A 20,281-nucleotide genomic window follows, 5' to 3' on the forward strand; every position below is an offset into this window, starting at 1 on the left:
ACGGGTTGCCTAGCCAGCCGGGCGTTCGGCACCGGCTGCTGTGGATAAACAATTTCCGGGTGCCAATTATCCGAATACCATGCAGGGATGGAGATCGATTCTCTCTGGGAATGCATGGGGCCCGGCATTGAGGGCCTGGGCGAGTTTGCGCCGGCGGTTGCCCCGATAGTTGCGGCAGCCGCGGCGTGGGCCGCCGTTCGTACCTTGCGACTGCGGACTCGCGTGGATCATGCTGACCAATGGTGGAAACGTGTTGAATATGCGATCCTGCTTCTCGATAGCGAGAACCAGGCCTTGCATGCCACGGGAATAGGCTTGTTGAAGGTCCAGGCCGGAACTGCTGCGCCTGAGCTTGCGTGGAAAAACGGCAAGGACATCGTGAAATACGGATGGAGGGCAAGAACCCGGTGGCATGTGAACCGGGCGGAGCTGGCGATAGTCAGGTCGCTGGCTTCCGAACTGATTGCGGCTGAGTTCGTTGTTGAAGACCTTGAGCAACCCGTCAGCGGAAGGCCACAGCCGAACTGACCACCAGCGCGAAACTGAAAAGGAATAACATGGAAGCACATGAAGAAGGTGAGTGGGCCATGACCTCACGATCAGTGGGCAATACCGATACGCCGGAGCTGGCGCTGACATTGGACGAAGTCGAGCCCGGCATCTTCGTGGTGCTGGATAGCCGTGGTGTTCAGTTGAGCAAGCCGCTTCCGATTTCGAGATTGCGCAGCCTGGCGAAAGATGCGGAATTTGTGGCCGACCTCAACAAGAGGCTGAAAATGCCGAATGAGAACTATATCGATGTACTGCTCCAGCTGCGGCCGCAGCTGGAATACCGGCGTGCTTCCTGAATTTGTTGTCTTCCGAGCAATGCGGTGCTGGCGGAAACGACTGATGGCCCACACACCAGCTGGTGTGTGGGCCATCAGTTTAGGCGGCGACTAGTTCAGTCCCAGCGCCTTGTCGGTGGCTGCCTTGACCTCGGCGTACAGCGCCGGGTTGTCGTTCAGCTTCTGGCCGTAGGAAGGAACGATGTCCTTCAGCTTCGACTCCCAGCCAGCGAACTGCTTCGGGAAGCAGCGCGAGAGCAGGCCGATCATGATCGGGGTGGCGGTCGATGCGCCTGGGGAAGCACCCAGCAGGCCCGAGATCGTGCCGTCCGAGGAGGTGATGACCTCGGTGCCGAACTGCAGGACGCCGCCCTTCTTGGCATCCTTCTTGATGACCTGCACGCGCTGGCCGGCGGTGATCAGCTCCCACTTGGAGCCGTCGGCCTGAGGGAAGTACTCTGCCAGCGACAGGTCCTTCTTGGCGCGGGACTTGAGCACTTCCTTGATCAGGTAGGTGGTCAGGTCCATGTTGTCCTTGGCCACTGCAAGCATCGGGATGATGTTGTGCGGGCGCAGCGACAGCGGCAGGTCCATCTGCCCGGTGGACTTCAGGAAGTTCATGGAGAAGCCGGCGTACGGGCCGAACATCAGCGAACGCTTGCCGTCGACGAAGCGGGTATCCAGGTGAGGAACCGACATCGGAGGGGCGCCGACCGAAGCCTGGCCGTAGACCTTGGCGTGGTGCTGGTTGATGATGGTCTCATCGGTGCAGCGCAGGAACTGGCCGGAGACCGGGAAGCCGCCGAAGCCCTTGATCTCGTCGATGCCCGACTTCTGCAGCAGCGGCAGCGCACCGCCGCCGGCGCCGACGAACACGAACTTGGCCTTCACGGTCTTGACCGCGCCCGAGGCCTTGTCCTTGACGGTCAGTTCCCAGCCGGCGCCGTCGCGCTTGAGGTTCTTGACCTTGTGGCCGAAGTTGATCGAGGCGCCAGCTGCGCCCAGCGAGTTGGTCAGGTCGGCGGTGAGTCGACCGAAGTCAACGTCGGTGCCGGAGACTACGCGGGAAGCTGCAACCTTCTGCGACTGGTCGCGGCCCTTGGCGACCAGCGGGGTCCACTCGTTGATGGTGTCCAGATCGTTGGTGATTTCCAGTTCGTCGAACAGGACGTTCGGCTTCAGGGCGTCGTAGCGGGTCTGCAGGTACTTGGAGTGGTCTTCGCCGATGACGAAGGACATGTGCGGCAGGGCGTTGATGAAGCCGTTGCCTGCCACGCGCTTGTTTTCAACTGCCCACGAGTAGAACTGGCGGGAGATCTGGAACTGCTCGTTGATGCCGATGGCCTTGGCGGGATCCACGGAACCGTCGGCCTTCGCCGCGGTGTAGTTCAGCTCGCACAGTGCCGAGTGGCCGGTGCCTGCGTTGTTCCACGGGGAGGAGGATTCCAGCCCGGCCTGGTCAAGGTTTTCGAAAAGTCCGATAGACCAGGTTGGTTCCAGCTGGTTGATCAGGGTGCCCAACGTGGCACTCATGACGCCGGCTCCAATTAGTACTACGTCAAAAGATTCGGTTGACGTTACAGAAGGCACGAGGATCTCCATCGACAGTGATACTTTGCTCTAACCCAGAGTAGACCTATATCCCCGCCGGTTAGAAATCCTTAACTGACTAAGATGGGTCAGTGGTGGCTAACTTGAGATAGCCGGTGAATTGCTCATCTGGACATCGGCGTAGCACTCGTTGAGCATCGGCGAGGACGGGTAGAAGGCCACGTTGGGGTTGAAAGCCAGCGCCGAAATGGGGAATACCAGTGGAAGCAGCGGCAGGTCGTAGTTCAGCGTCTGCAGGATTGCGGCATAGGCGGCAGTGCGCTCCTCGCCCCGATCCAGCGAGCGGGCGGCGAGGATTTGTGAGTCAAGTAACGCCGAGCTGTAGCCGAATTCATTGGCCTTGCTGGACAGGATGCCCGATAGGAAATCATCCTCGCTGCGATAGCCGCCGGAATAGCCCAGCAGGTGCAGGCCGGTGAACCGGTTCGAGCGCACGGTGTCCACGTAGCCTTCGGTCCACGGAATCGGGCGCGGACGGATCCGGATGCCGACCTTGGCCAGGTCCTCGGCCAGCTGGGCGAAAACGCGCTCGGGCAGCGGCAGGTAGTTCCGCGAGACGCGCAGCGGGTAGGCGAACTCGATCTCCTCGCCCCGGTAGCCGACCTGTTCCAGCAGCTTGAGGGCGGTGTTCTCGTCGTGGTTGTAGCGCGCCTCGGGTTCCGGCACCGACAGCGCCGGCGGGATGATGCTCGCCGCGGCCTTGGTGCCCTGGATGAATAGCTTGCCCGCCAGCTGGCCGCTGTCCACGGCGTGCGCGATGGCTTGGCGGAACTCGCGCTTGGCCAGCCACTTGTTGCGCAGGTCCATGCCCAGGTAGAGCACCGAGAACGGGTCGCGCTGCACCACCAGCTTGGCGCTGCGCACCAGGTCGCGCATGACGTCCACGGACACCAGGTCGAAGCCGTCGATCTCGTCCGCGCTCATGGCGTTCTCGCGGTTGTAGGGGGAAGGCACGGAGGAAATGAGCGCCACCTGCGGGTGCTGGCTGTTAGCCTCAAGGCGTCCGCGGTTCCAGTAGTCCTTGAAGAGCTCCAGCCGCACCGTCTGGTCCTTGTGCGAGATGAAGCGGTAGGGGCCGGTGCCCATCGGTGCGGTCAGCAGGGACTTGGCAGGGTTCGCCTTGGGGCCGCCGGTCAGCGTGGACGGGGCGGCGATGGCCATGCCGGGCAGCGACAGCGCGTCGATCAGCATGGGCAGGCGGCGGCGCAGCGTCAGCGTCACCAGGTACTTGCTGGTGGCCTTGACCGAGCCGAAGTAGCTGGCGCTGCCGGCGGAGGACTTGCCGGTGAACAGCTCCTGCTCGAAGATCGGCTTCAGTGCCGCGAGCTGCTCCAAACGCTGCTGTTGCGCGGCCAGGTCGCGTTCGGTGGGTGGGTTCTCATCGTCGACCTTGAGCTGCAGGTCCTTTTCGGAAGGGAGCTTGGGGATGTCGTCCACGTGGTGGAAGACGTCGGTGAAGCCCTGGCTGGAGTAGTCCGAGAGCTCCCGGGGCAGCGAGGCCCAGCGGGTGAAGTTCGCAACCACCGCTTCGGCGTCCATCTCGGTGCCGTCGTGGAAGAGGACTCCCCGGCGCAGGGTGAAGGTATAGGTGAGCCCGTCCTGGGACTGGGTCCAGGATTCGGCCAGGCCGGCGATCGGGCTGCCGGTGTTGGCGTCGATGGAGATCAGCGTTTCGTAGATCTGCCGCGAGATGCGGAAGGACTCGTTGTCACCGGTGATCGCCGGATCGAGTCCCGACGGGGGAGCGGGGGCCGCCAGGCGCAGGGTGCGCGGAACCTCGGCGGCCGCCTCGGTGGCCGTCGGCGAAGCCGTCGCGGAGCTGTTCGGCGACGGGGTGCAAGCGGTGAGGGCCAGGGCTGTGCTCGCCAGGGTGCCGGTCAACAATGCGCGTCGTGAGACGAGGTTTTGCGGCTTTTCGGGCACGATGCGGCTCAACTTCCTAATCTGGCAGGCAGGGCTCCCCGAGGCGCACCGCGACGGCATTGTGCGAGTGCGCAAGGACCGCGGGATGCTCAGGGATATCTATCAAAGATAGCGCAACGAACTGGCGGCACCCCGTGAACCTGCCGGGGATGCCGCCAATGAGATCAAAATGTTAGCAATAGCTCGTGGCTAGGGGCGGTGCACCAGATTCTCGCCGTCCTGCCCCTGGGACCAGGCCTGCAGCTGGCGCTTGAGCAGCTTCACCATCCGCGGGAAGAACGCCTGGGTGTTGCCGCCGTTGTGCGGGGTGATCAACGCGTTGGGGCACTTCCACAGCGGGTGGTCCGACGGCAGCGGCTCCGGGTCGAAGACATCGGAGGCGACGTTCAGTCGTCCGCTGGAGACTTCGGCGACCAGCGCGTCGGTGTCGACCACCGGTCCGCGGGCGACGTTGACGATGGTCGCCCCGTCCGGCAGCTTCGCCATGAGCTCGGCGTCGACCAGGTGATGGGTTGAGTCGTTCAGCGGAACGATGAGGATCAATACCTCGATCTGGCCTGCGAAGTCGGCCAGCTGCTCCGTGCTGTAAACCTCTCCGTGCTCGTCGGTGCGCGCGGTCGAGCCGAAACGCAGCAGGTTCACCTCGAAGGGGTCCAGCCGCTTGCGGATTTCCTCGCCGATGCCGCCGACACCTACAAGGCCGACGGTGCGGTCGGCCAAGCCCGGCCAGCGCATCGGATTCCACTGTCCCTGGTCCTGGTCGCGGACGGAGGTCGGGAATCCGCGCAGCGATGCGAGGGCCAGCCCGAGGGCGATCTCCGCGGTCGCTGCGGCGTGCACGCCCGATGCGGTATTGATTTTCGCGCGGTCGCCGATCATGTCGACCATTCCGTCATAACCGGTCGTCTGGGTCTGCACTACCGAGACATTCTCGGCTCTGCGGACATTCTTCAGGAATTCCGGATCTGCCATATAAGGGAAGATCGCGATGTCGATGTCTTCCAGCGGTGAATCCGGGTCTGATTCGAGGTCCCAAATAACCGGTTTCAGGTTCGCGGGCAGTTCTCCCACGGCGTCGAGCAGCTCTTGGGTGGGGAAGGAAACCGTGCGTTGGGTAGTCATGAATTCACTCTACAAAGTCCGTGGTCGCGGTGGTAGTAACCCCTAGTCATCTCATGTAATGAAGCTCACCGCAGAAAAGAGGGCTCTCGATTTGCGCGAAGCTCAAAAGCTGGTAGAGTTTTATCTCGTTGCGAAAGCGCGAAGCCCAAAAGCTTCTAGAACATCGCAGCGGGCGCCTCTAGCTCAATTGGCAGAGCAAATGACTCTTAATCATTAGGTTCCGGGTTCAAGTCCCGGGGGGCGCACGAACAATTTCTTTGTTCTAGAAGTCATTGTTTACACAAATGAATATGCGCCTTTAGCTCAATTGGTAGAGCAAATGACTCTTAATCATTAGGTTCCGGGTTCGAGTCCCGGAGGGCGCACAAGCGAGGTCAGACTTAGGTCTGGCCTTTTGTGTTATCTACCCGAGGTTCTCCTTGGGGCGACGACTTGCAGGTTGCGTTGTTTCCCGCCATCAGCCACGCAGCGGTGATGCCCGTGAAATTAACAATATTCTGATCAAAAATAACAGTTTTCATTGACTCTTCCGCAGAACTTCAGGAAATTTTCGGAATGAATCTCCAATTCACTTCGCACTTTAAGTGCACAGGTAGTGCTCGTTAGTGAAGATTAATCGTTAAGTCACTCGATATTCGTGAATTAACATCTTGAGTTCGATTGGCCTCCGTAGCTTTGCCAAGGTACCCGGCTCGTACCTCGTAAAGAAAAGAGACCATGAAAACTCAATCTACGACTCTCGCTTCGTTGCTCGTAGGCGCTTCGGTGCTGACTACTGGTGTGGGGCTGGCTCCCGCTGCATGGGCGGCACCGAGCACGGTGACAGCTGACCTATTGAATGTCGACTTCTCTACGAAGTCCGCTGAGGATCAGGCCCAGGGAAGAATTCTGCGTACTTTTGGTGCACCGTCGCTACAGGTCGACGAGCAGAACGGCAGAATAAGCGCCGATTTCGACGGTGCTGATGATGCCTACTCCTACGAGTTGGCCGAGGCGGATTACGACAAGCTTGCTGATTCGTTCTCCGTTGAGTGCTCCGTGAAATTCGATGGAGAACTGCCTTCCAAGGAAGTGACCTTTTGCGGCAACAAGCAGGGTGGCGGTTTCGCCCTGACTGCCAAGAACAGCAAACTCGACTTCATGCTGCATGTGGATGGCTCCTATAAGCGTGTTTCCACCTCGCTGCGCACTGACCAGTGGTATCACGTGGTGGGCTCCTTCGACGGCAAGTCCATCAAGCTCTATGTGGATGGCCAGATGGTGGCTGAAACCCCCGCAGTCGGCACCATGACTCCTGTCGATCCGCGGGCGCAGAATATGGTGATTGGTGCGGATAGCGCCGTCGGAAAGAGCGAGGCTTTCGCCGATGTCGTGCTGGGGCAGGCGCGACTTTACAGCGAGGCGTTGCCAGCCGCCCAAGCTCTGTCACTAAGCGATGAATTCCACACCATGCCCGAAGCGCCTGAGGCAGACGTATTGAATATCGATTTCGCGGACGGTTCAAGCATCGATAGTTCCCGCGGTGTGAAGGCGGACATCTATGACGAGCCGGTCATTGCGAAGGACGGCGCGATGGGCAAGCACGTGGCCAGCTTCGATGGGCAAAATGACGCACTGGCCTACCCCCTGGGGGACCAATATGAATCGCTCTCCCAGGGGATGACCCTGGAATGCGTCTTCCGCTACGACGGCGACACCACGGCTACCGGTGAAAAGAATCTCTGCTCCAACAAGGAAGCAGGGGGATTCTCGCTGAGTCTGGTCGGCGACAAGCTTTCCTTCATGCTGCATACCGGCGCCTATCGCTCGGCGACCGCAGCGATTGAGAGCGGTCGCTGGTACCACGCAGTCGGAGTCTTCGACGGCAAGCAGATCAAGCTTTACCTCAACGGAAAGCTCGTCGCGGCCCAGGAAGCCAGCGGTTCCACCGTCACCTGGCCGCCGAAACCCGAAGCGCACAACTTCGTGCTGGGCGCCGATTCATCCAATGGCAACGTGCAGTTCCACGGCAAGTCGAAGATTGCTGCAGCCCGCATCTATAGCCAGCCGTTGGCGCCGCCGCATATCGCTTCGCTGAATGCGCAAGCGCTCGGCCACTCAAAGGGTCTGGCTGCAGGGATCGAGTCCAGCACTCCGGCTGCCGGCTCCAACATCACCAAGGCCTCGGAATTCCAGGTTGAATGGAACATCCAGGATCTGGTTGGCGCGAACGTGGAATACACGCTGGATGGAGAGCCGATTGAACCCGGCGATCCGATTGCCGGAATGACTGAAGGCAAACACCTCATTGAGGCTTCAGGAACCGATGTGTTCGGCCGTGGCATCTCGCAGCAGATCGAATTCACCTCCGGAAGCATCCCCGAAGGCAACGGCACTCAGACCGGTCAAGGCAAGGGCACTGTGACTTTGTCGGCCAACGCCACCAATCCCGACGGCGGCGATGTGCATTCCACTTTCTACGCCGGCGAAACGAGCATCGCCAAGGGCGGCACCTTCGGGGTCATCTCGCAGCTGCCGGAGACGCTGGACTTCGCTGCCGAGGACAAGTCTCGGACGCAAAGCATCGAGGAAGCGCTTCTTCCCGGAGATGAATCACTCTTCTCCAGCGAAGCGACCAGCGAAGGCTCGATTCCATACCAGCGTTTCGCTGTGGCAGCCGATGCGAAGGCGGCGGAGCAGAGCGTGCGCTGGAGCGGGCAGCTTGACCCGCAGCGCGAAGCGCAATTGCGCGTCTGGAACCAGCAGAACTCGGCCTGGGACCTGGTGGCCAGCGGCCGCGGTGTCAGCGATGGCCTGTTGACCTTGGACGGAGGGATCTCCGCCGAGCACGTAGCGGACGGCGAGGCGCAACTGCTGGTCACGGCCCATGATCCGTTTGCCGACGACCTCGATGAGCCGGTGCGCGGAGAATTCGAAGACCCCGACGGCTACGACTTCTCCATGGTTCATTTCACCGACACCCAGTACCTGGCCGAAGGCGCAATAGAGCAGGAGTACTCGGCGGAACAGCAGAAGGTCTGGGCCGAAGCCTACAACGCGATTCCGCGCTGGATCGCCGAAAATGCCGAACAGCGGAAGATCGAATACGTCACCCATACCGGCGACATCGTGGAGAACTGGCATAAGGACGTCTACGCCGACGAAGAAACGCAGCGCCGGATCGCCGAACGCGAATTCGAGTTCACCTCCGAAACGCAGCGCATTCTGGACGAGACCGGCATACCCAACGGCGTACTGCCGGGCAACCATGACAATCGATCGGGCAAGGATGTCGGCCCGGACAACTTGTACAACCAGTACTTTGGTCCGGAACGCTACGAGTCCTTGGAAAACAGCCAAGGGTGGAAGCAGGCGCAGGCCAGCTACCAGTCCTGGGCGCCTGGTGATAACGACAACCACTACGATCTGTTCAGTGCCGGAGGGTTGGACTTCATCGCCCTGTACCTGGGCTTTGATGTGACCGAGGCGGAAATCGCCTGGGCCAACGACGTGCTTGCGCAGTACCCGGACCGCAATGCGATGCTCATGACCCACGCCTACAACAAACCGAGCATCAACGCCGACGGGCGAGGCGCCGCTTACTCGCACGACGGCAAGCGCATCTCCGAAGGAATCCTGGAGAAGAACAAGAACATCTTCCTGGTGCTTTCCGGCCACGAGCATGGGGTGAGCATCCAGGTTCGCAAGGACGTGGGGCAGGCTCAGAACAACGTCGTCGAGTTGCTCGCCGATTACCAGTTCTACGAAGTCGGCGCCGAACAGCTCGGCCTCGCGGGCATCGACGGGCGCAACCCGCAGGACATGCTGCGTTTCGGCTCCAGCTACCTGCGTATGCTCCAGTTCGACGTCGAGCGCTCCGAGCTGGCAATCGACACCTACTCGCCGATGCTCGGCGATTTCGGTGCCACCGAATACGACGATGAAAACCGCTACGACGGCACCGAGGACGAGCTTCGCCTGCCGATCCAGTTGCAAACGCGCCAGACCAGCTTCAGCACCGATGCCGTCATGTCCTTGGCGCCCACGGGCGAGGTGATCGGTGAAGCGACGGCGCGTTCCGGCTGGCCGGCGTCGGTCGTCTGGGCGGGGCTCACCGAGGGAGAGGTCTACTCCTGGTACATCACCAGCGTCGATGCGCAGACTCAACAGGATCTGGCTCCGGGGCAGGTGCGCCAGACGGGTGTGTTCACGGCCAGTGCGGCAGGTACCGACACCGTCGCTCCGGAGCTGACCATCCCGGAAGGAACCACGCTCGCAGTGGGAGATGCGTTCGACCCAATGGACTCCGTGAGCGCCGTGGACAACACGGATGGCGATGTCACGGGGAATATCGAAATAGTCGGATCTGTGGATACGGGCGCGCCGGGCAGCTATGCGCTGACCTACACGGTCCAAGATGCCAACGGCAACCAGGCCATTGCTTCGCGTGTGGTGGTCGTGGAAGGCTCGCCGGCTCCGGAGCAACCGGAGAATCCTGAAGACGGCCAGGGCAGCGGCATGGACGAGGATGGCGCCGACGTACCGGACCTGGAGCAGCCGTCGCCGACCCATCCCGCCGTTCCGGAGGCCGGAGACCCGGCGCCGGATGAAGAGCAACGGCCGTCCCAAGAACCGTCGGCGGATCCATCCGCCGATCCTTCGGGAAACGCCGTGGAAGGAACTCAGAGCGGAGAGCAGGACTCCGGACAGGAACCCGAGGGCGGGGAAGATGAGCGCGACTCTCTGGCCGCGACAGGAGCCTCCGTGGTGTGGACTTTGCTAGGTGCTCTGGTTCTGACCGCCGCTGGAGCTGCCGCGCTGCGACTACGCCGCCCGACCGGCCGCCGGTAGTGTTCCGGGCATTCGGCCGCTGGGAGGTCGGGCCCCCAGCGGCCGAATGTGCTCCAAGACACGGGATGACATTTGGGCGTTTACCGTTGCCGAGCGCTGGTGGCGGAAGCGGGAACAATGATCTGACTAGTGGTTTCATGTCGACCAATGGGCGTTGCTGTACGATTTTTGATTTTCTGCGACTTCTGCGTATGATTATCTACGTCGCAAAGACCGGTTCGAAAATAACTAGTCAGAGTGAAGTTAGCGCCTTTAGCTCAATTGGTAGAGCAAATGACTCTTAATCATTAGGTTCCGGGTTCGAGTCCCGGAGGGCGCACAGCAGATCCGGCCTGATTCATCAGGCCGGATTTTTTGTATAGCTACGAAACGAGGTTTAACCGATGAGCACCGCCGCAGCACCAACCGAACGACTCTCCGTCGGAGATCTGGCCCCGAACTTCACCCTGAATGACTCGAACGGCAACGCTGTCTCGCTGTCCGACTACCGAGGCAAAAAGACCATCGTGTACTTCTACCCGGCCGCCTCCACCCCGGGCTGCACCAAGCAGGCGTGCGACTTCCGTGATTCCATCGAGTCACTCACCGGCATCGGTTACCAGGTGCTGGGAATCTCCCCGGACGGCGTCGCCAAGCTTGAAAAGTTCGTGGCCAAGGAAGAACTGAACTTCCCACTGCTGTCTGACGAGGACCACGCTGTCGCCGAGGCCTATGGAGCCTGGGGCGAGAAAAAGAACTACGGCCGCGTCTACGAAGGTTTGATCCGCTCGACCATCGTGGTGGACGAAGACGGCAAGGTCCAGCTCGCGCAGTACAACGTGCGAGCCACCGGGCATGTCGCAAAGCTCCGCCGTGACTTGGGAATTGACCCCAAGTAATAGCCGGTGCAGCCGATTTCTTATCGACTGGCACTTCCGCTACACTAAATGAGGTCGTCATTCGGAAATCCTTTTTCCGGTGTAGCGCGAGCGAGTATGGCGGAATTGGTAGACGCGCTGGATTTAGGTTCCAGTGTCTTCGGACGTGAGAGTTCAAGTCTCTCTACTCGCACCAATGAAAACCCTGCGAACCGATTTCGGTCGCAGGGTTTCCGCATTTCACCGCAGTCTTCAGCATGCCCGGAAGCCTCAGGGCTTACCATCGAAGAAACGCCGGTAGGCCGCGGCCGAATAGGAGACTGCGCGGGAAATGAATTGGATAGGGGGAACGGTGAACGAGCGAAAGCTGCCCACGATGTACGGTCTGGCGGAATCCGACCCGGACCAGAACCTGATCAAGCGCGAGGGAGTGAGCCCGGAAGCCTTGGAGCAGATCGACCGCATCATGGCCGAGATGGGACGCATGCGCCAGCTTGAACGCCAAATCATGCGCAATTCCCAGAGCTTCATGAAGCTCAATGAGACCGACATGCGCGCCCTGCGCATGCTGATTTCCGCCAAGCACGCCGGCACCGCAGTCACCCCCGGCCAGCTCGCCCGCTATCTGGGTATTTCCAGCGCATCGGTCACCAAGATGATCGACCGGCTGATCGAGGGCGAGCATGTCGCACGCCGCCCGCATCCCACCGACCGCCGCTCTTGGTGCATCGAAGTCACCGGGCCGACGCACCTGATGGCCCGCCAGCAGGTGGGGCGCCACCATGCGCAGCGGTTCGAGGTGGCTCGGGAGTTCACCGACGCCGAGCGCGAGGTGATTATCAGGTTCCTCGCCCGGACCTCGGATGCCATGGAGGACAGCATGAACGGCGCGCAAACCGCTCTCGATGATCAGGGCAAGGAACCTGAAGCCGGTCAATCCTAGGGGCTCGTTCCCTCGGCCTGCTGCACGATGCTCTTGAGCATGCCGGAGAAGATGAATGCGTGGAACGGGCTCACCGACCACCAGTAGGCCCGCCCGGCCAGCCCGCGGGGCACGAAGATCGCCCGCTGGGTGACCTGGACCCGCTCGCCGGGCCGCTGCTCCAGGCGGAATTCAAGCCAGGCCTGGCCTGGAACCCGCATTTCCGCGCGCAGCCGCAGCAGTTGGTTGCGTTCCAGCGCTTCGACGCGCCACCAGTCGACGACATCTCCCAAGGCCAGCGTGCTGCGCGAGCGGCGCCCGCGCAATAGGCCCACCCCGCCACTGAGCTTGTCCATCAGCCCGCGGATCCGCCACAGGCTCGGGAACACGAAATAGCCTGATTCCCCGCCGATGCGTCCGATGACCTGGTAGAGGTCTGCGGGATCAGCCTGTGTTTCCATGGTCCGCTGGTCGATGTAGATCTTGCGTCCGGCCCACTGCGGATCCGAGGGCAGCGGCTCGGCCGGCGCCGAGACCGGATGCGCGGTGGCCCAGCTGGTCTCCACCGAATCGGAGGCGATCTTCTCCAGGGCCAGGCGCACCGCGTCCGGGTAGTCGGTCAGTCCGCCCTCGGGTGGGGGGATCAGCTGATCGATGCGGTGCGAACCCATGACGCAGTCGTGCTGCAGCGAGCCGACCAGTGCGGTGGCCAGGGTGTGCGGCAGGGGAGTGACCAGGTTGACCCAGTGCGACGCCAGCTGCGGGGTGAGCACCGGCAAGGCCCAGATCCTCGGCTCGCGCAGCCCCGCCACCTTGGCGTAGATGCGCATGAGGTCCGCGTAGCTGTAGGCGCGCGGCCCGCCGATGTCGAAGGTGTCGTTCACCGGAGTGTCCAGCTCGGCGCAGGCAGCCAGATAGTGCAGGGTGTCGCGCACCGCGATCGGCTGCACCCGGTTTTTCACCCAGCGCGGGGCCGGCATCACCGGGAGCACGTCGCTCAGGTGGCGGATCATCTCGAAGCTTGCCGAGCCTGACCCGATCACCAGCCCCGCCTGCAGGATCAAGGTATGAAGCCCGTCTGGATCCGGGTTCCTGTCCTGGAGCACCTCGCCCACCCGCACCCGGGATGCGAGATGCTCGCTCAGTTCGCCCTCCGGGTGCAGTCCGGAGAGGTAGATCAGCTGGGCCACGGATTCTTTCCTGGCGCAATCAGCCATGGTTTGCGCGCAGCGTTCCTCGTCGGACATGAAGTTTTTGGTGCCGGACATTGAATGCACCAGGTAGTAGACGGTGTGGGCCCCGCGGCAGAATTCGGCCACCGCGTTGGCATCCTGCAAGCTGCCCTCGACCACCTCGACCTGGTCCCGCCACGGCACATCGCGCAGCCGCTGGGCGTCGCGGGCCAGCACCCGGACGCGGTGTCCTCGGCGCAGCAGCAGCGGAACCAGCCGTCCGCCGATGTAGCCGGTGGCTCCGGTGACGGCTATCAGCTTCACGGCAGGCTCCGTTCCTTGCGGGCGCGCACCGCGACGGCGAGCGCCGCCAGCAGCACCAGGCCGGCGATGGCCAGCGCCGAGATGCCGACGAGCGTGGATTCATTGGTTCCCGACAGCCGGCTGGCCCCGATCCATGCCAAGCCCCAGGCGATAGCCGCCGCGGGAGCCAGCTGGCCCCGGGTGTAGCCGGTCAGCGCCACTGCGATGGCGGCGGCCACGATCAGCAGGACGATTGCGGCCGCAACGGGCCAGGAGGCGTTGGCGCCGACTCCCAGCGAAGAAAGCCACGCGGCGGTGTTCGCCAGGCTGGCCACGCAGACCCAGCCCAGGTACACGCCGAAGGTGATCCACATGATCCAGTGCTCGGTCCGCGTCGCGCTGCCGTAGGTGCGCAGGAGCATGGCGACCCAGACCAGCGACGCCAGCAGGATGAAGATGACTGCGACGCTCACGGCGAGCCATCCGGCCTGGGCGGTCAGGATCCAAGCCGCGTTCAGCAGGGCCGACAGCGAAGCCGGGCCGCGCAGCCGGTGCAGGGTTTCGGATCGGGTGCCGGCGGACGTGAATTGGTATACCGCGAAGACGGCAAGGCCTGCATAGACCAGGGACCAGATGGAGAAGGCGGGGCCGGCCGGCGCCAGCAGGGTGGCATCCGCGCTGAGGTATCCGCCGGCGGCATTCTGGATGGGGGTGCCGCCGGCGGCGCCGCTGCCCAGGAATGATCCGTAGATGGCCAGCGCAATGGCGAGCGCGGTGCCTATTTGGGCCGCCAGGACTGGCCGGCGGGGGACTGCTATCGACTGCTGCATGATCCATCTCCTTGGGTGTCAGCTGGGAAACTTTCCGGGAAGAGTCGACAAATCCGAATACTTAAACCATGATGTATCTAGACAGGCTAAATATCAACCAAGTGAGATAACATGCCAGAGAATTCACAAGTTCCGCCCGACCCGCGAGTCTCCACCGGGGACCTCTTCCGGCTGGTCCAGCAACTGTGCCTGTCCTACGACCTGGCTCAAAATCGTTACCGTTCCCAGCTTGAGCTCAACGATTCTGACCTGCGGGCACTGAACCTGCTGCGGACGGTGGATCCGGTGAGTCCCGGGACCCTGGGGCGCTATCTGGGCCTTTCCTCGGCCGGCTCAACCACCGTGCTCGACCGGCTTGAATCGCGCGGGTTCGTCTCCCGGCATGCGCATGGCGCAGACCGCCGCCGAACCGTGATCGGGCCCGGGGCCAACTATCCGCACTGTACAGGTCCGGGGTTGGCGTTGCTGCGCAATCTGCATAGACTCTGTGAACAACTGGACGAGCCCGGCCGCTCCCGGGTTGCCGACTTGCTGAGGCAGGCCAGCGAAGAGCTTGCCGCATCCTCCCTGCCGGCCGCCGGGCCGGCACCGACGCAGACCGATGAACCAGCGAAGTAGGGACACCATGACCACACATGCAGACCGCACGGACACCCAGCCGGCGCAGCGCAGCGTCGCCTTCGCCGATGACGCCACGCTGTCGGAAATCTCCGGCCATCTAGGACACCTCACCGCATCGGCTCGCCAGCGGACCGCCAACTACTCGCGGCACGGCGCGCAGCTCTGGGATCAGCTGGGCGAGCGGCTGGCTACCGGCAAGCTGGCCAGACCCGGCCTGGTAATGCTCGGCTACGAGGCTTTCGGCGGGCGCAACCGCCGCCGGGCGCTGGACCTGGCCTGCGCGTTCGAGCTGCTGCACAACGCGCTGATCATCCACGATGACATCATCGACCGCGACTTCCTGCGCCGCGGGGCGCCGACCATCTCCGCGGTCTACCGCGACGAGGCCTCCGGCTACGGGCGCAGCCGCACCGATGCCGAGCACGTGGGCAACAGCGCCGCGCTGATCGCCGGAGACCTGCTGCTGACCGAAGCCATCAAGGTCGCGGCCCGGGCCGCTGCGGGGCTGGACAACGAGGAGCAGGTCGAAGCCTGCTTCTTCCAGGCCATCGAGCAGGCCGGCGCGGGGGAGCTGGAAGATCTGCTCTACTCGCTGCACCCGCACCCGGCCACCACAGCCGATGTGCTGCACATGGAGGAGCTGAAAACCGCCGCCTACTCGTTCCAGCTGCCGCTGCAGGCCGGAGCGCTGCTGGCCGGGGCCGATGCGCTGCAGGCGCAGCTGCTCGGAGCCATCGGTTCCAAGCTGGGGGTCGCCTACCAGGTGATCGACGACGTGCTGGGCACCTTCGGCGATCCGCAGGATACCGGCAAGCCCGTCGATTCGGACCTGCGCGAATTCAAGAGCACCATCCTGCTTTCGCTGGCCGCGGAGAATCCCGGTTTCGCGGTGCTGCTGCAGGAATTCCGCGCCGGCAACGTCGCAGCGCAAGAGGTGCGCCAGGCGATGGCCGAGCAGGACGCGGAGGCCTTCGCCCGCCAGCTGGCCCGCCAGCTGTGCACTTCAGCCACCCGTTCGGCGGCCTTTTTGCGCCTGCCCGAAGACGCCCAATACCGGCTGCACCACTGCACCCGGCTGATCCTGGAAAGGAGCTGGTGAGCATGGCCGCGGCCCGCCCCACCGCCCTGCAGACCTACTCCCGCACCGCGGCCCGCAGCGCCCGGCTGGTGCTCGGGGAGTACTCCACCTCCTTCTCGCTGGCCTGCCGGATGCTGGATGCCGCCAGCGCCGCGCATATCGCGAACATCTACGCCTTGGTCCGCCTCGCCGACGAGGTGGTGGACGGCGTCGCCAGCCAGGCCGGCCTGAACCCGCAGGCGGTTGGCGACTGCCTGGACGAGCTGCAGGCGCAGACGGCTCTGGCCCTGCAGCGCGGCTACAGCACGAATCTGGTGGTGCACGCCTTCGCGCTCACCGCCCGCGAGACCGGCATCACCGAAAAGCTCACCGACCCGTTTTTCGCCTCGATGCGCGCGGATCTGAGTGTGCACCGGCACAGCGAGCAGAGCCTGCGCGAATACATCTACGGCTCCGCCGAAGTGGTCGGGCTGATGTGCCTGCAGGTGTTCCGCGCCATGCCCTCAGCCCCGGCCGAAACCCCCGCGCAGGCGCAGCTGGCCGAGCGCGCCGCGCGCAGCCTGGGCGCCGCCTTCCAGAAGGTGAACTTCCTGCGCGACCTGGCCACCGACAGCCGGCAGCTGGAGCGCGTGTACTTCCCGGGCATCGATCCCGAGCACTTCACCGAAGCGCGCAAGCGGGAGCTGGTGGCGGACATCGAGACGGACCTGGCCCATGCCCGCGCCGGGCTGCCCTACCTGGCGCCGACCGCGGCCCGCGCGGTGCGCATGGCCCACGACCTGTTCGCCCGGCTGAACCGCCAGCTGGACAAGGCCCCGGCAGAGCAGCTGCTCACCGCGCGCATCTCGGTCTCCGCACCGCGCAAGGCGCTGATCGCCGCCCGCGTGCTTGCCACGGGGCACCGCTGGCGCGCCCCCGACCCCGAACCCAATCCCGGGCCCGCCGGGCAAGCCCCGCACGTGGCGCAGCTTCCGCTGAGCGGGGGACCGCATGCAGCCTGAACCCAAGCACGTCGTGGTCATCGGCGCCGGATTCTCCGGACTGGCCAGCGCCGGCCTGCTCGCCGCGCGCGGCCACCAGGTCACCGTGCTCGAACAGCACGAGCACGTGGGAGGGCGCTCCGGACGCCTGGAACGCGAGGGCTTCCGCTTCGACACCGGACCGTCCTGGTACCTGATGCCCGAGGTTTTCGAGCACTGGTTCGCCCTGATGGGAAGCAGCGTGCAGGAGCAATTGCAGCTGCGCCGGCTGCCGGTGGGCTACCGCACCTTCTTCGAGCACGCCGCCGAACCGGTGGACGTGGGCACCGGCCAGGCGGCGCGCGAGCTGTTCGAGCAGCTGGAACCCGGCAGCGGCGCGAAACTGGACACCTACCTGGCCCGCGCCGCGACCGGCTACCAGCTGGCCTTGGAGCACTTCCTCTACGACGACTTCCACCACCCGCGGAGCCTGCTGCGCCCGGGCATCCTCAAGCACCTGCCGCAGCTGCTTCCGCTGCTGGCCGGCAGCCTGCACGGGCACATCGCCCGGCGCTTTTGCAGCACACCCGCCCGCCAGATCCTGGGCTACCCGGCGGTGTTCCTGGGCTCCAGCCCGCGGCGCACCCCGGCGCTCTACCAGCTGATGAGCCACCTGGACCTGAGCCAGGGGGTGCAGTACCCGCTGGGCGGGTTCGCCGCCGTGGCCGACGCGATGGCCGGCCTGGCCCGCAGCCACGGGGCACGCATCGAGCTCGGCGCCACGGCCACCGGGATCGCCACCGGCCAGAATCGTGATGGACACAAGCCTGCGGTGCGCGCGGTGCGCTGGATCGATGCCGAAGGCCGGGAACAGCACACGACGGCCGACGCGGTGATCGGGGCCGCTGACGCCCGCCACCTGGATTCCACGCTGCTGCCGCAGCAGCTGCACACCCACACGGCCAAGCGCTTCGAATCCCTGGACCCGGGCCCCAGCGCGGTGCTTCTCTGCTTGGGAATCACCGGCACGCTGCCGCAGCTGGAACACCACAACCTGCTGTTCACCAAGGACTGGGACGTCAACTTCGCCCGCATCCGCGAAGGCCGGCCGCTGCGCGGGGAAACCAGCATTTACGTGTGCAAACCCAGCGCCACCGACCCCGGCGTCGCGCCGGCCGGGTGCGAAAACGTGTTCATCCTGGTTCCCGCCCCGGCCGCGGCCGCCTGGGGAACCGGCGGACCCGACGGGCAGGGGGACCCGGCCGTGGAGCAGGTCGCGGACGCAGCCATCGACCAGCTGTCGCGCTGGGCGAAGATCCCGGACCTGCGTGAGCGGATCATCGTGCGCCAGAGCATCGGCCCCGAGGATTTCGCACAGCAGTACGGCGCCTACCGGGGCGGGGCCCTGGGCCTGGCGCACACCCTGCGCCAAAGCGCCATGTTCCGCCCGTCCAACCGCAGCTCCACCGTCGACGGGCTCTACTATGCGGGCAGCACCGTCCGCCCCGGCGTCGGGGTGCCCATGTGCCTGATCAGCGGCGAGCTGGCGGCCAAGGCCGTCGAGGGGATCAGCGCCCCGGGCGCGCTGGACCCGGCAGGCTTCGCGACCCGGGACAGGACGGCCCCATGATCTACCTGCTCATTCTGATCGCCCTGCTGGGTTGCATGCTGCTGTGCGACGCGAAGGGCAAACTGTTCATCTTCCGCCACCCCGTGCGCGCGGTGATCGCCCTGGCCGCGGGCACCGGCTTCTTCGTCCTGTGGGACGTGCTGGCCATCGAGAGGGGCATCTTCCTGCACCGCGAGTCCGAGCTGATGACCGGTCTGATGGTGGGGGACCAGTTCCCGCTGGAAGAAGTCTTTTTCCTGCTGTTCCTGTGCTATTCATCGATGATCGTGGTCACCGGCTGGCCGGTGGCCACCACCTGGCTGCGCCGCACACTGCAGCGGAAGGGAGCGGAGAATGTTTCTTGAACTCAGCCTCTGGTTCACCGCCGCCGCGGCGCTGACACTGGCCGCCGCCCTGCTGGTCCGCCGGATCCCGTTGCGCCGGGTCGCGGGCCAGCTGGGAGCGGCGCTGGCCGTCATGGTGGTGCTGACCGCCATCTTCGACAACCTCATGATCTACGCCGGGCTCTTCGACTACGGCCAGCACACGCTGACCGGCGTGCGCATCGGCCTGGCGCCGATCGAGGATTTCTTCTACCCGGTGTGCGCGGTCCTGTTCATCTCCGGGCTCTGGTGGCTTCTCTCAGCCGCCCCGCGCGACCAGGACACGAGACCGGAACCCACCGCGAGGAGCGCACGATGATCAAGGAACTGCTGCTCACCTCTCGCCCGATCTCCTGGGTGAACACCGCCTACCCCTTCGCCGCCGCCTACCTGCTGGCCGGCGGCGGAATCGACTGGAAATTCGTGATCGGCACGTTGTTCTTCCTGATTCCCTACAACCTGCTGATGTACGGGGTCAACGACGTGTTCGACTACGAATCGGACCTGCGCAACCCGCGCAAGGGCGGTGTCGAGGGCGCGCTGCTCGCGAAGGAATCGCATACGGCGGTGCTGCGCTGGTGCCTGCTGGCCACCGCGCCCTTCGTGCTGGTGCTGGCGCTCGCCGGGACGGCTGCTTCGAACCTGGTGCTGCTGATGTCGCTGGCCGCGGTGCTCGCCTACAGCGCGCCGAAGCTGCGTTTCAAGGAACGCCCGGGCCTGGACTCGGTGACCAGCGCGGTGCACTTCGTCTCCCCGGCGGTGTACGGCTGGGTGCTGGCCGGCACCGCCCTGGGCGCCGCGCAATGGCTCGTCTTCACCGCCTTCCTGTTGTGGGGCATTGCCAGCCACGCGCTGGGGGCCATCCAGGACATCATCCCGGACCGCGAGGCTGGGCTGGGATCCATCGCCACCGTCAGCTCGGCAAGGACCACGCTCTATCTGGTGCTCATCGCTTACCTGACGGCGGGCATCCTGCTGTTCGCCTCGCTGGACGGGCTGCCCGCGCTGGCCGGCTTGCTGGCCATTCCCTACGTGCTTAATGTCCTGCCCCACCTGGGTGTCACGGATGAGACCTCGGGGAGCGCCAACAAGGCCTGGAAGCGGTTCTTGTGGATCAACTACGTCTGCGGGTTCCTGCTGACCATGCTGATCATCGCGGTGCTGAGTTTTGGGTGAGCTACGCGGCACCGCCGCGTCCGGCAGCCCTGGCGAGCCCGGGCCCCGTGGCCGCGAA

General features: G+C 64.1%; 17 protein-coding genes and 4 tRNA genes. 16 read left to right on the plus strand and 5 right to left on the minus strand.

Annotation, left to right across the window (positions count from 1 at the left end; translation table 11 throughout):
* The first annotated feature begins 87 nt into the window (after nt 1-87).
* On the plus strand, nt 88-528 hold the full coding sequence (locus DFO58_RS09635) for a hypothetical protein (RefSeq protein ID WP_147407239.1): 441 nt from the start codon (nt 88-90) through the stop codon (nt 526-528).
* Between the two features lie 29 nt (nt 529-557).
* Nucleotides 558-848: a hypothetical protein gene (locus DFO58_RS09640; RefSeq protein ID WP_047118849.1), complete on the plus strand. Its 291-nt coding sequence runs from the start codon at nt 558-560 to the stop codon at nt 846-848.
* A gap of 90 nt (nt 849-938) precedes the next feature.
* On the opposite strand, the gene DFO58_RS09645 is transcribed toward DFO58_RS09640, so the two are convergent.
* The 3 genes from DFO58_RS09645 to DFO58_RS09655 form a co-directional block, all read right to left on the minus strand.
* Entirely contained in the window at nt 939-2,429 is a 1,491-nt protein-coding gene (locus DFO58_RS09645; protein WP_183043148.1) for a malate:quinone oxidoreductase, read from the minus strand.
* An 87-nt stretch (nt 2,430-2,516) separates the two neighbouring features.
* Nucleotides 2,517-4,373 carry an ABC transporter substrate-binding protein gene (locus DFO58_RS09650; protein ID WP_120990413.1) on the minus strand — a complete coding sequence of 619 codons (1,857 nt, stop codon included), beginning with the start codon at nt 4,371-4,373 and terminating at the stop codon, nt 2,517-2,519.
* Between the two features lie 177 nt (nt 4,374-4,550).
* Nucleotides 4,551-5,483 carry a 2-hydroxyacid dehydrogenase gene (locus DFO58_RS09655; RefSeq protein WP_053797864.1) on the minus strand — a complete coding sequence of 311 codons (933 nt, stop codon included), beginning with the start codon at nt 5,481-5,483 and terminating at the stop codon, nt 4,551-4,553.
* Nucleotides 5,484-5,655: 172 nt separating this feature from the next.
* On the opposite strand from DFO58_RS09655, the gene DFO58_RS09660 reads away from it, so the two are divergent.
* The 7 genes from DFO58_RS09660 (at nt 5,656) to DFO58_RS09690 (ending at nt 12,113) form a co-directional block, all read left to right on the plus strand.
* Nucleotides 5,656-5,728 (plus strand) — tRNA-Lys (locus DFO58_RS09660).
* A gap of 47 nt (nt 5,729-5,775) precedes the next feature.
* Nucleotides 5,776-5,848 (plus strand) — tRNA-Lys (locus DFO58_RS09665).
* Nucleotides 5,849-6,200: 352 nt separating this feature from the next.
* Nucleotides 6,201-10,313 carry a LamG-like jellyroll fold domain-containing protein gene (locus DFO58_RS09670; protein WP_120990415.1) on the plus strand — a complete coding sequence of 1,371 codons (4,113 nt, stop codon included), beginning with the start codon at nt 6,201-6,203 and terminating at the stop codon, nt 10,311-10,313.
* 246 nt (nt 10,314-10,559) lie between these two features.
* A tRNA-Lys gene (locus tag DFO58_RS09675) sits at nt 10,560-10,632 on the plus strand.
* A gap of 64 nt (nt 10,633-10,696) precedes the next feature.
* Entirely contained in the window at nt 10,697-11,191 is a 495-nt protein-coding gene (bcp, locus tag DFO58_RS09680) for a thioredoxin-dependent thiol peroxidase (RefSeq protein WP_120990417.1), read from the plus strand.
* Nucleotides 11,192-11,281: 90 nt separating this feature from the next.
* Nucleotides 11,282-11,366, plus strand: a tRNA-Leu gene (locus tag DFO58_RS09685).
* Nucleotides 11,367-11,522: 156 nt separating this feature from the next.
* Nucleotides 11,523-12,113: a MarR family transcriptional regulator gene (locus tag DFO58_RS09690; protein ID WP_113607832.1), complete on the plus strand. Its 591-nt coding sequence runs from the start codon at nt 11,523-11,525 to the stop codon at nt 12,111-12,113.
* Here the strand turns inward: DFO58_RS09690 and DFO58_RS09695 are convergent.
* Both DFO58_RS09695 and DFO58_RS09700 read right to left on the minus strand, forming a co-directional pair.
* The gene (locus DFO58_RS09695; protein ID WP_047118855.1) at nt 12,110-13,588 is read right to left on the minus strand and encodes an SDR family oxidoreductase; all 1,479 of its coding nucleotides are present in this window, start codon (nt 13,586-13,588) and stop codon (nt 12,110-12,112) included. The genes DFO58_RS09690 and DFO58_RS09695 overlap by 4 nt on opposite strands.
* Nucleotides 13,585-14,397: a tryptophan-rich sensory protein gene (locus DFO58_RS09700; RefSeq protein ID WP_120990419.1), complete on the minus strand. Its 813-nt coding sequence runs from the start codon at nt 14,395-14,397 to the stop codon at nt 13,585-13,587. Before DFO58_RS09700 ends, DFO58_RS09695 begins: the two co-directional genes overlap by 4 nt.
* 111 nt (nt 14,398-14,508) lie before the next feature.
* Between DFO58_RS09700 and DFO58_RS09705 the strand changes: the two genes are divergently transcribed.
* From DFO58_RS09705 to DFO58_RS09735, 7 genes are read left to right on the plus strand one after another with little or no spacing between them, the layout of a single operon-like run.
* The gene (locus tag DFO58_RS09705) at nt 14,509-15,015 is read left to right on the plus strand and encodes a MarR family transcriptional regulator (protein WP_120990421.1); all 507 of its coding nucleotides are present in this window, start codon (nt 14,509-14,511) and stop codon (nt 15,013-15,015) included.
* 7 nt (nt 15,016-15,022) lie between these two features.
* Nucleotides 15,023-16,117 carry a polyprenyl synthetase family protein gene (locus DFO58_RS09710; RefSeq protein WP_053797871.1) on the plus strand — a complete coding sequence of 365 codons (1,095 nt, stop codon included), beginning with the start codon at nt 15,023-15,025 and terminating at the stop codon, nt 16,115-16,117.
* A gap of 2 nt (nt 16,118-16,119) precedes the next feature.
* Complete coding sequence (locus tag DFO58_RS09715; protein ID WP_120990423.1) at nt 16,120-17,097, plus strand: squalene/phytoene synthase family protein; 978 nt, start codon at nt 16,120-16,122, stop codon at nt 17,095-17,097.
* Nucleotides 17,087-18,685: a phytoene desaturase family protein gene (crtI, locus tag DFO58_RS09720; protein WP_120990425.1), complete on the plus strand. Its 1,599-nt coding sequence runs from the start codon at nt 17,087-17,089 to the stop codon at nt 18,683-18,685. The genes DFO58_RS09715 and crtI overlap by 11 nt, the downstream gene beginning before the upstream one ends.
* The gene (locus DFO58_RS09725; protein WP_120990427.1) at nt 18,682-19,029 is read left to right on the plus strand and encodes a lycopene cyclase domain-containing protein; all 348 of its coding nucleotides are present in this window, start codon (nt 18,682-18,684) and stop codon (nt 19,027-19,029) included. Before crtI ends, DFO58_RS09725 begins: the two co-directional genes overlap by 4 nt.
* On the plus strand, nt 19,019-19,366 hold the full coding sequence (locus DFO58_RS09730) for a lycopene cyclase domain-containing protein (protein ID WP_053797874.1): 348 nt from the start codon (nt 19,019-19,021) through the stop codon (nt 19,364-19,366). Before DFO58_RS09725 ends, DFO58_RS09730 begins: the two co-directional genes overlap by 11 nt.
* Entirely contained in the window at nt 19,363-20,223 is an 861-nt protein-coding gene (locus DFO58_RS09735; protein WP_120990429.1) for a prenyltransferase, read from the plus strand. Before DFO58_RS09730 ends, DFO58_RS09735 begins: the two co-directional genes overlap by 4 nt.
* The last annotated feature ends 58 nt before the right edge of the window (nt 20,224-20,281 follow it).

The organism is Arthrobacter sp. AG1021, assembly GCF_003633665.1.
GTDB lineage: Bacteria > Actinomycetota > Actinomycetes > Actinomycetales > Micrococcaceae > Glutamicibacter > Glutamicibacter soli.

What these genes read in the sequence shown, in the direction of transcription:
- DFO58_RS09715 (WP_120990423.1), top strand. Translation starts at nt 16,120, where the DNA reads ATGGCCGCGGCCCGCCCCACCGCCCTGCAGACCTACTCCCGCACCGCG.
- bcp (WP_120990417.1), top strand. Translation starts at nt 10,697, where the DNA reads ATGAGCACCGCCGCAGCACCAACCGAACGACTCTCCGTCGGAGATCTG.
- DFO58_RS09730 (WP_053797874.1), top strand. Translation starts at nt 19,019, where the DNA reads ATGTTTCTTGAACTCAGCCTCTGGTTCACCGCCGCCGCGGCGCTGACA.
- DFO58_RS09725 (WP_120990427.1), top strand. Translation starts at nt 18,682, where the DNA reads ATGATCTACCTGCTCATTCTGATCGCCCTGCTGGGTTGCATGCTGCTG.
- DFO58_RS09640 (WP_047118849.1), top strand. Translation starts at nt 558, where the DNA reads ATGGAAGCACATGAAGAAGGTGAGTGGGCCATGACCTCACGATCAGTG.
- DFO58_RS09645 (WP_183043148.1), bottom strand. Translation starts at nt 2,429, where the DNA reads ATGGAGATCCTCGTGCCTTCTGTAACGTCAACCGAATCTTTTGACGTA.
- DFO58_RS09705 (WP_120990421.1), top strand. Translation starts at nt 14,509, where the DNA reads ATGCCAGAGAATTCACAAGTTCCGCCCGACCCGCGAGTCTCCACCGGG.
- DFO58_RS09635 (WP_147407239.1), top strand. Translation starts at nt 88, where the DNA reads ATGGAGATCGATTCTCTCTGGGAATGCATGGGGCCCGGCATTGAGGGC.
- DFO58_RS09700 (WP_120990419.1), bottom strand. Translation starts at nt 14,397, where the DNA reads ATGCAGCAGTCGATAGCAGTCCCCCGCCGGCCAGTCCTGGCGGCCCAA.
- DFO58_RS09670 (WP_120990415.1), top strand. Translation starts at nt 6,201, where the DNA reads ATGAAAACTCAATCTACGACTCTCGCTTCGTTGCTCGTAGGCGCTTCG.
- DFO58_RS09710 (WP_053797871.1), top strand. Translation starts at nt 15,023, where the DNA reads ATGACCACACATGCAGACCGCACGGACACCCAGCCGGCGCAGCGCAGC.
- DFO58_RS09655 (WP_053797864.1), bottom strand. Translation starts at nt 5,483, where the DNA reads ATGACTACCCAACGCACGGTTTCCTTCCCCACCCAAGAGCTGCTCGAC.
- crtI (WP_120990425.1), top strand. Translation starts at nt 17,087, where the DNA reads ATGCAGCCTGAACCCAAGCACGTCGTGGTCATCGGCGCCGGATTCTCC.
- DFO58_RS09735 (WP_120990429.1), top strand. Translation starts at nt 19,363, where the DNA reads ATGATCAAGGAACTGCTGCTCACCTCTCGCCCGATCTCCTGGGTGAAC.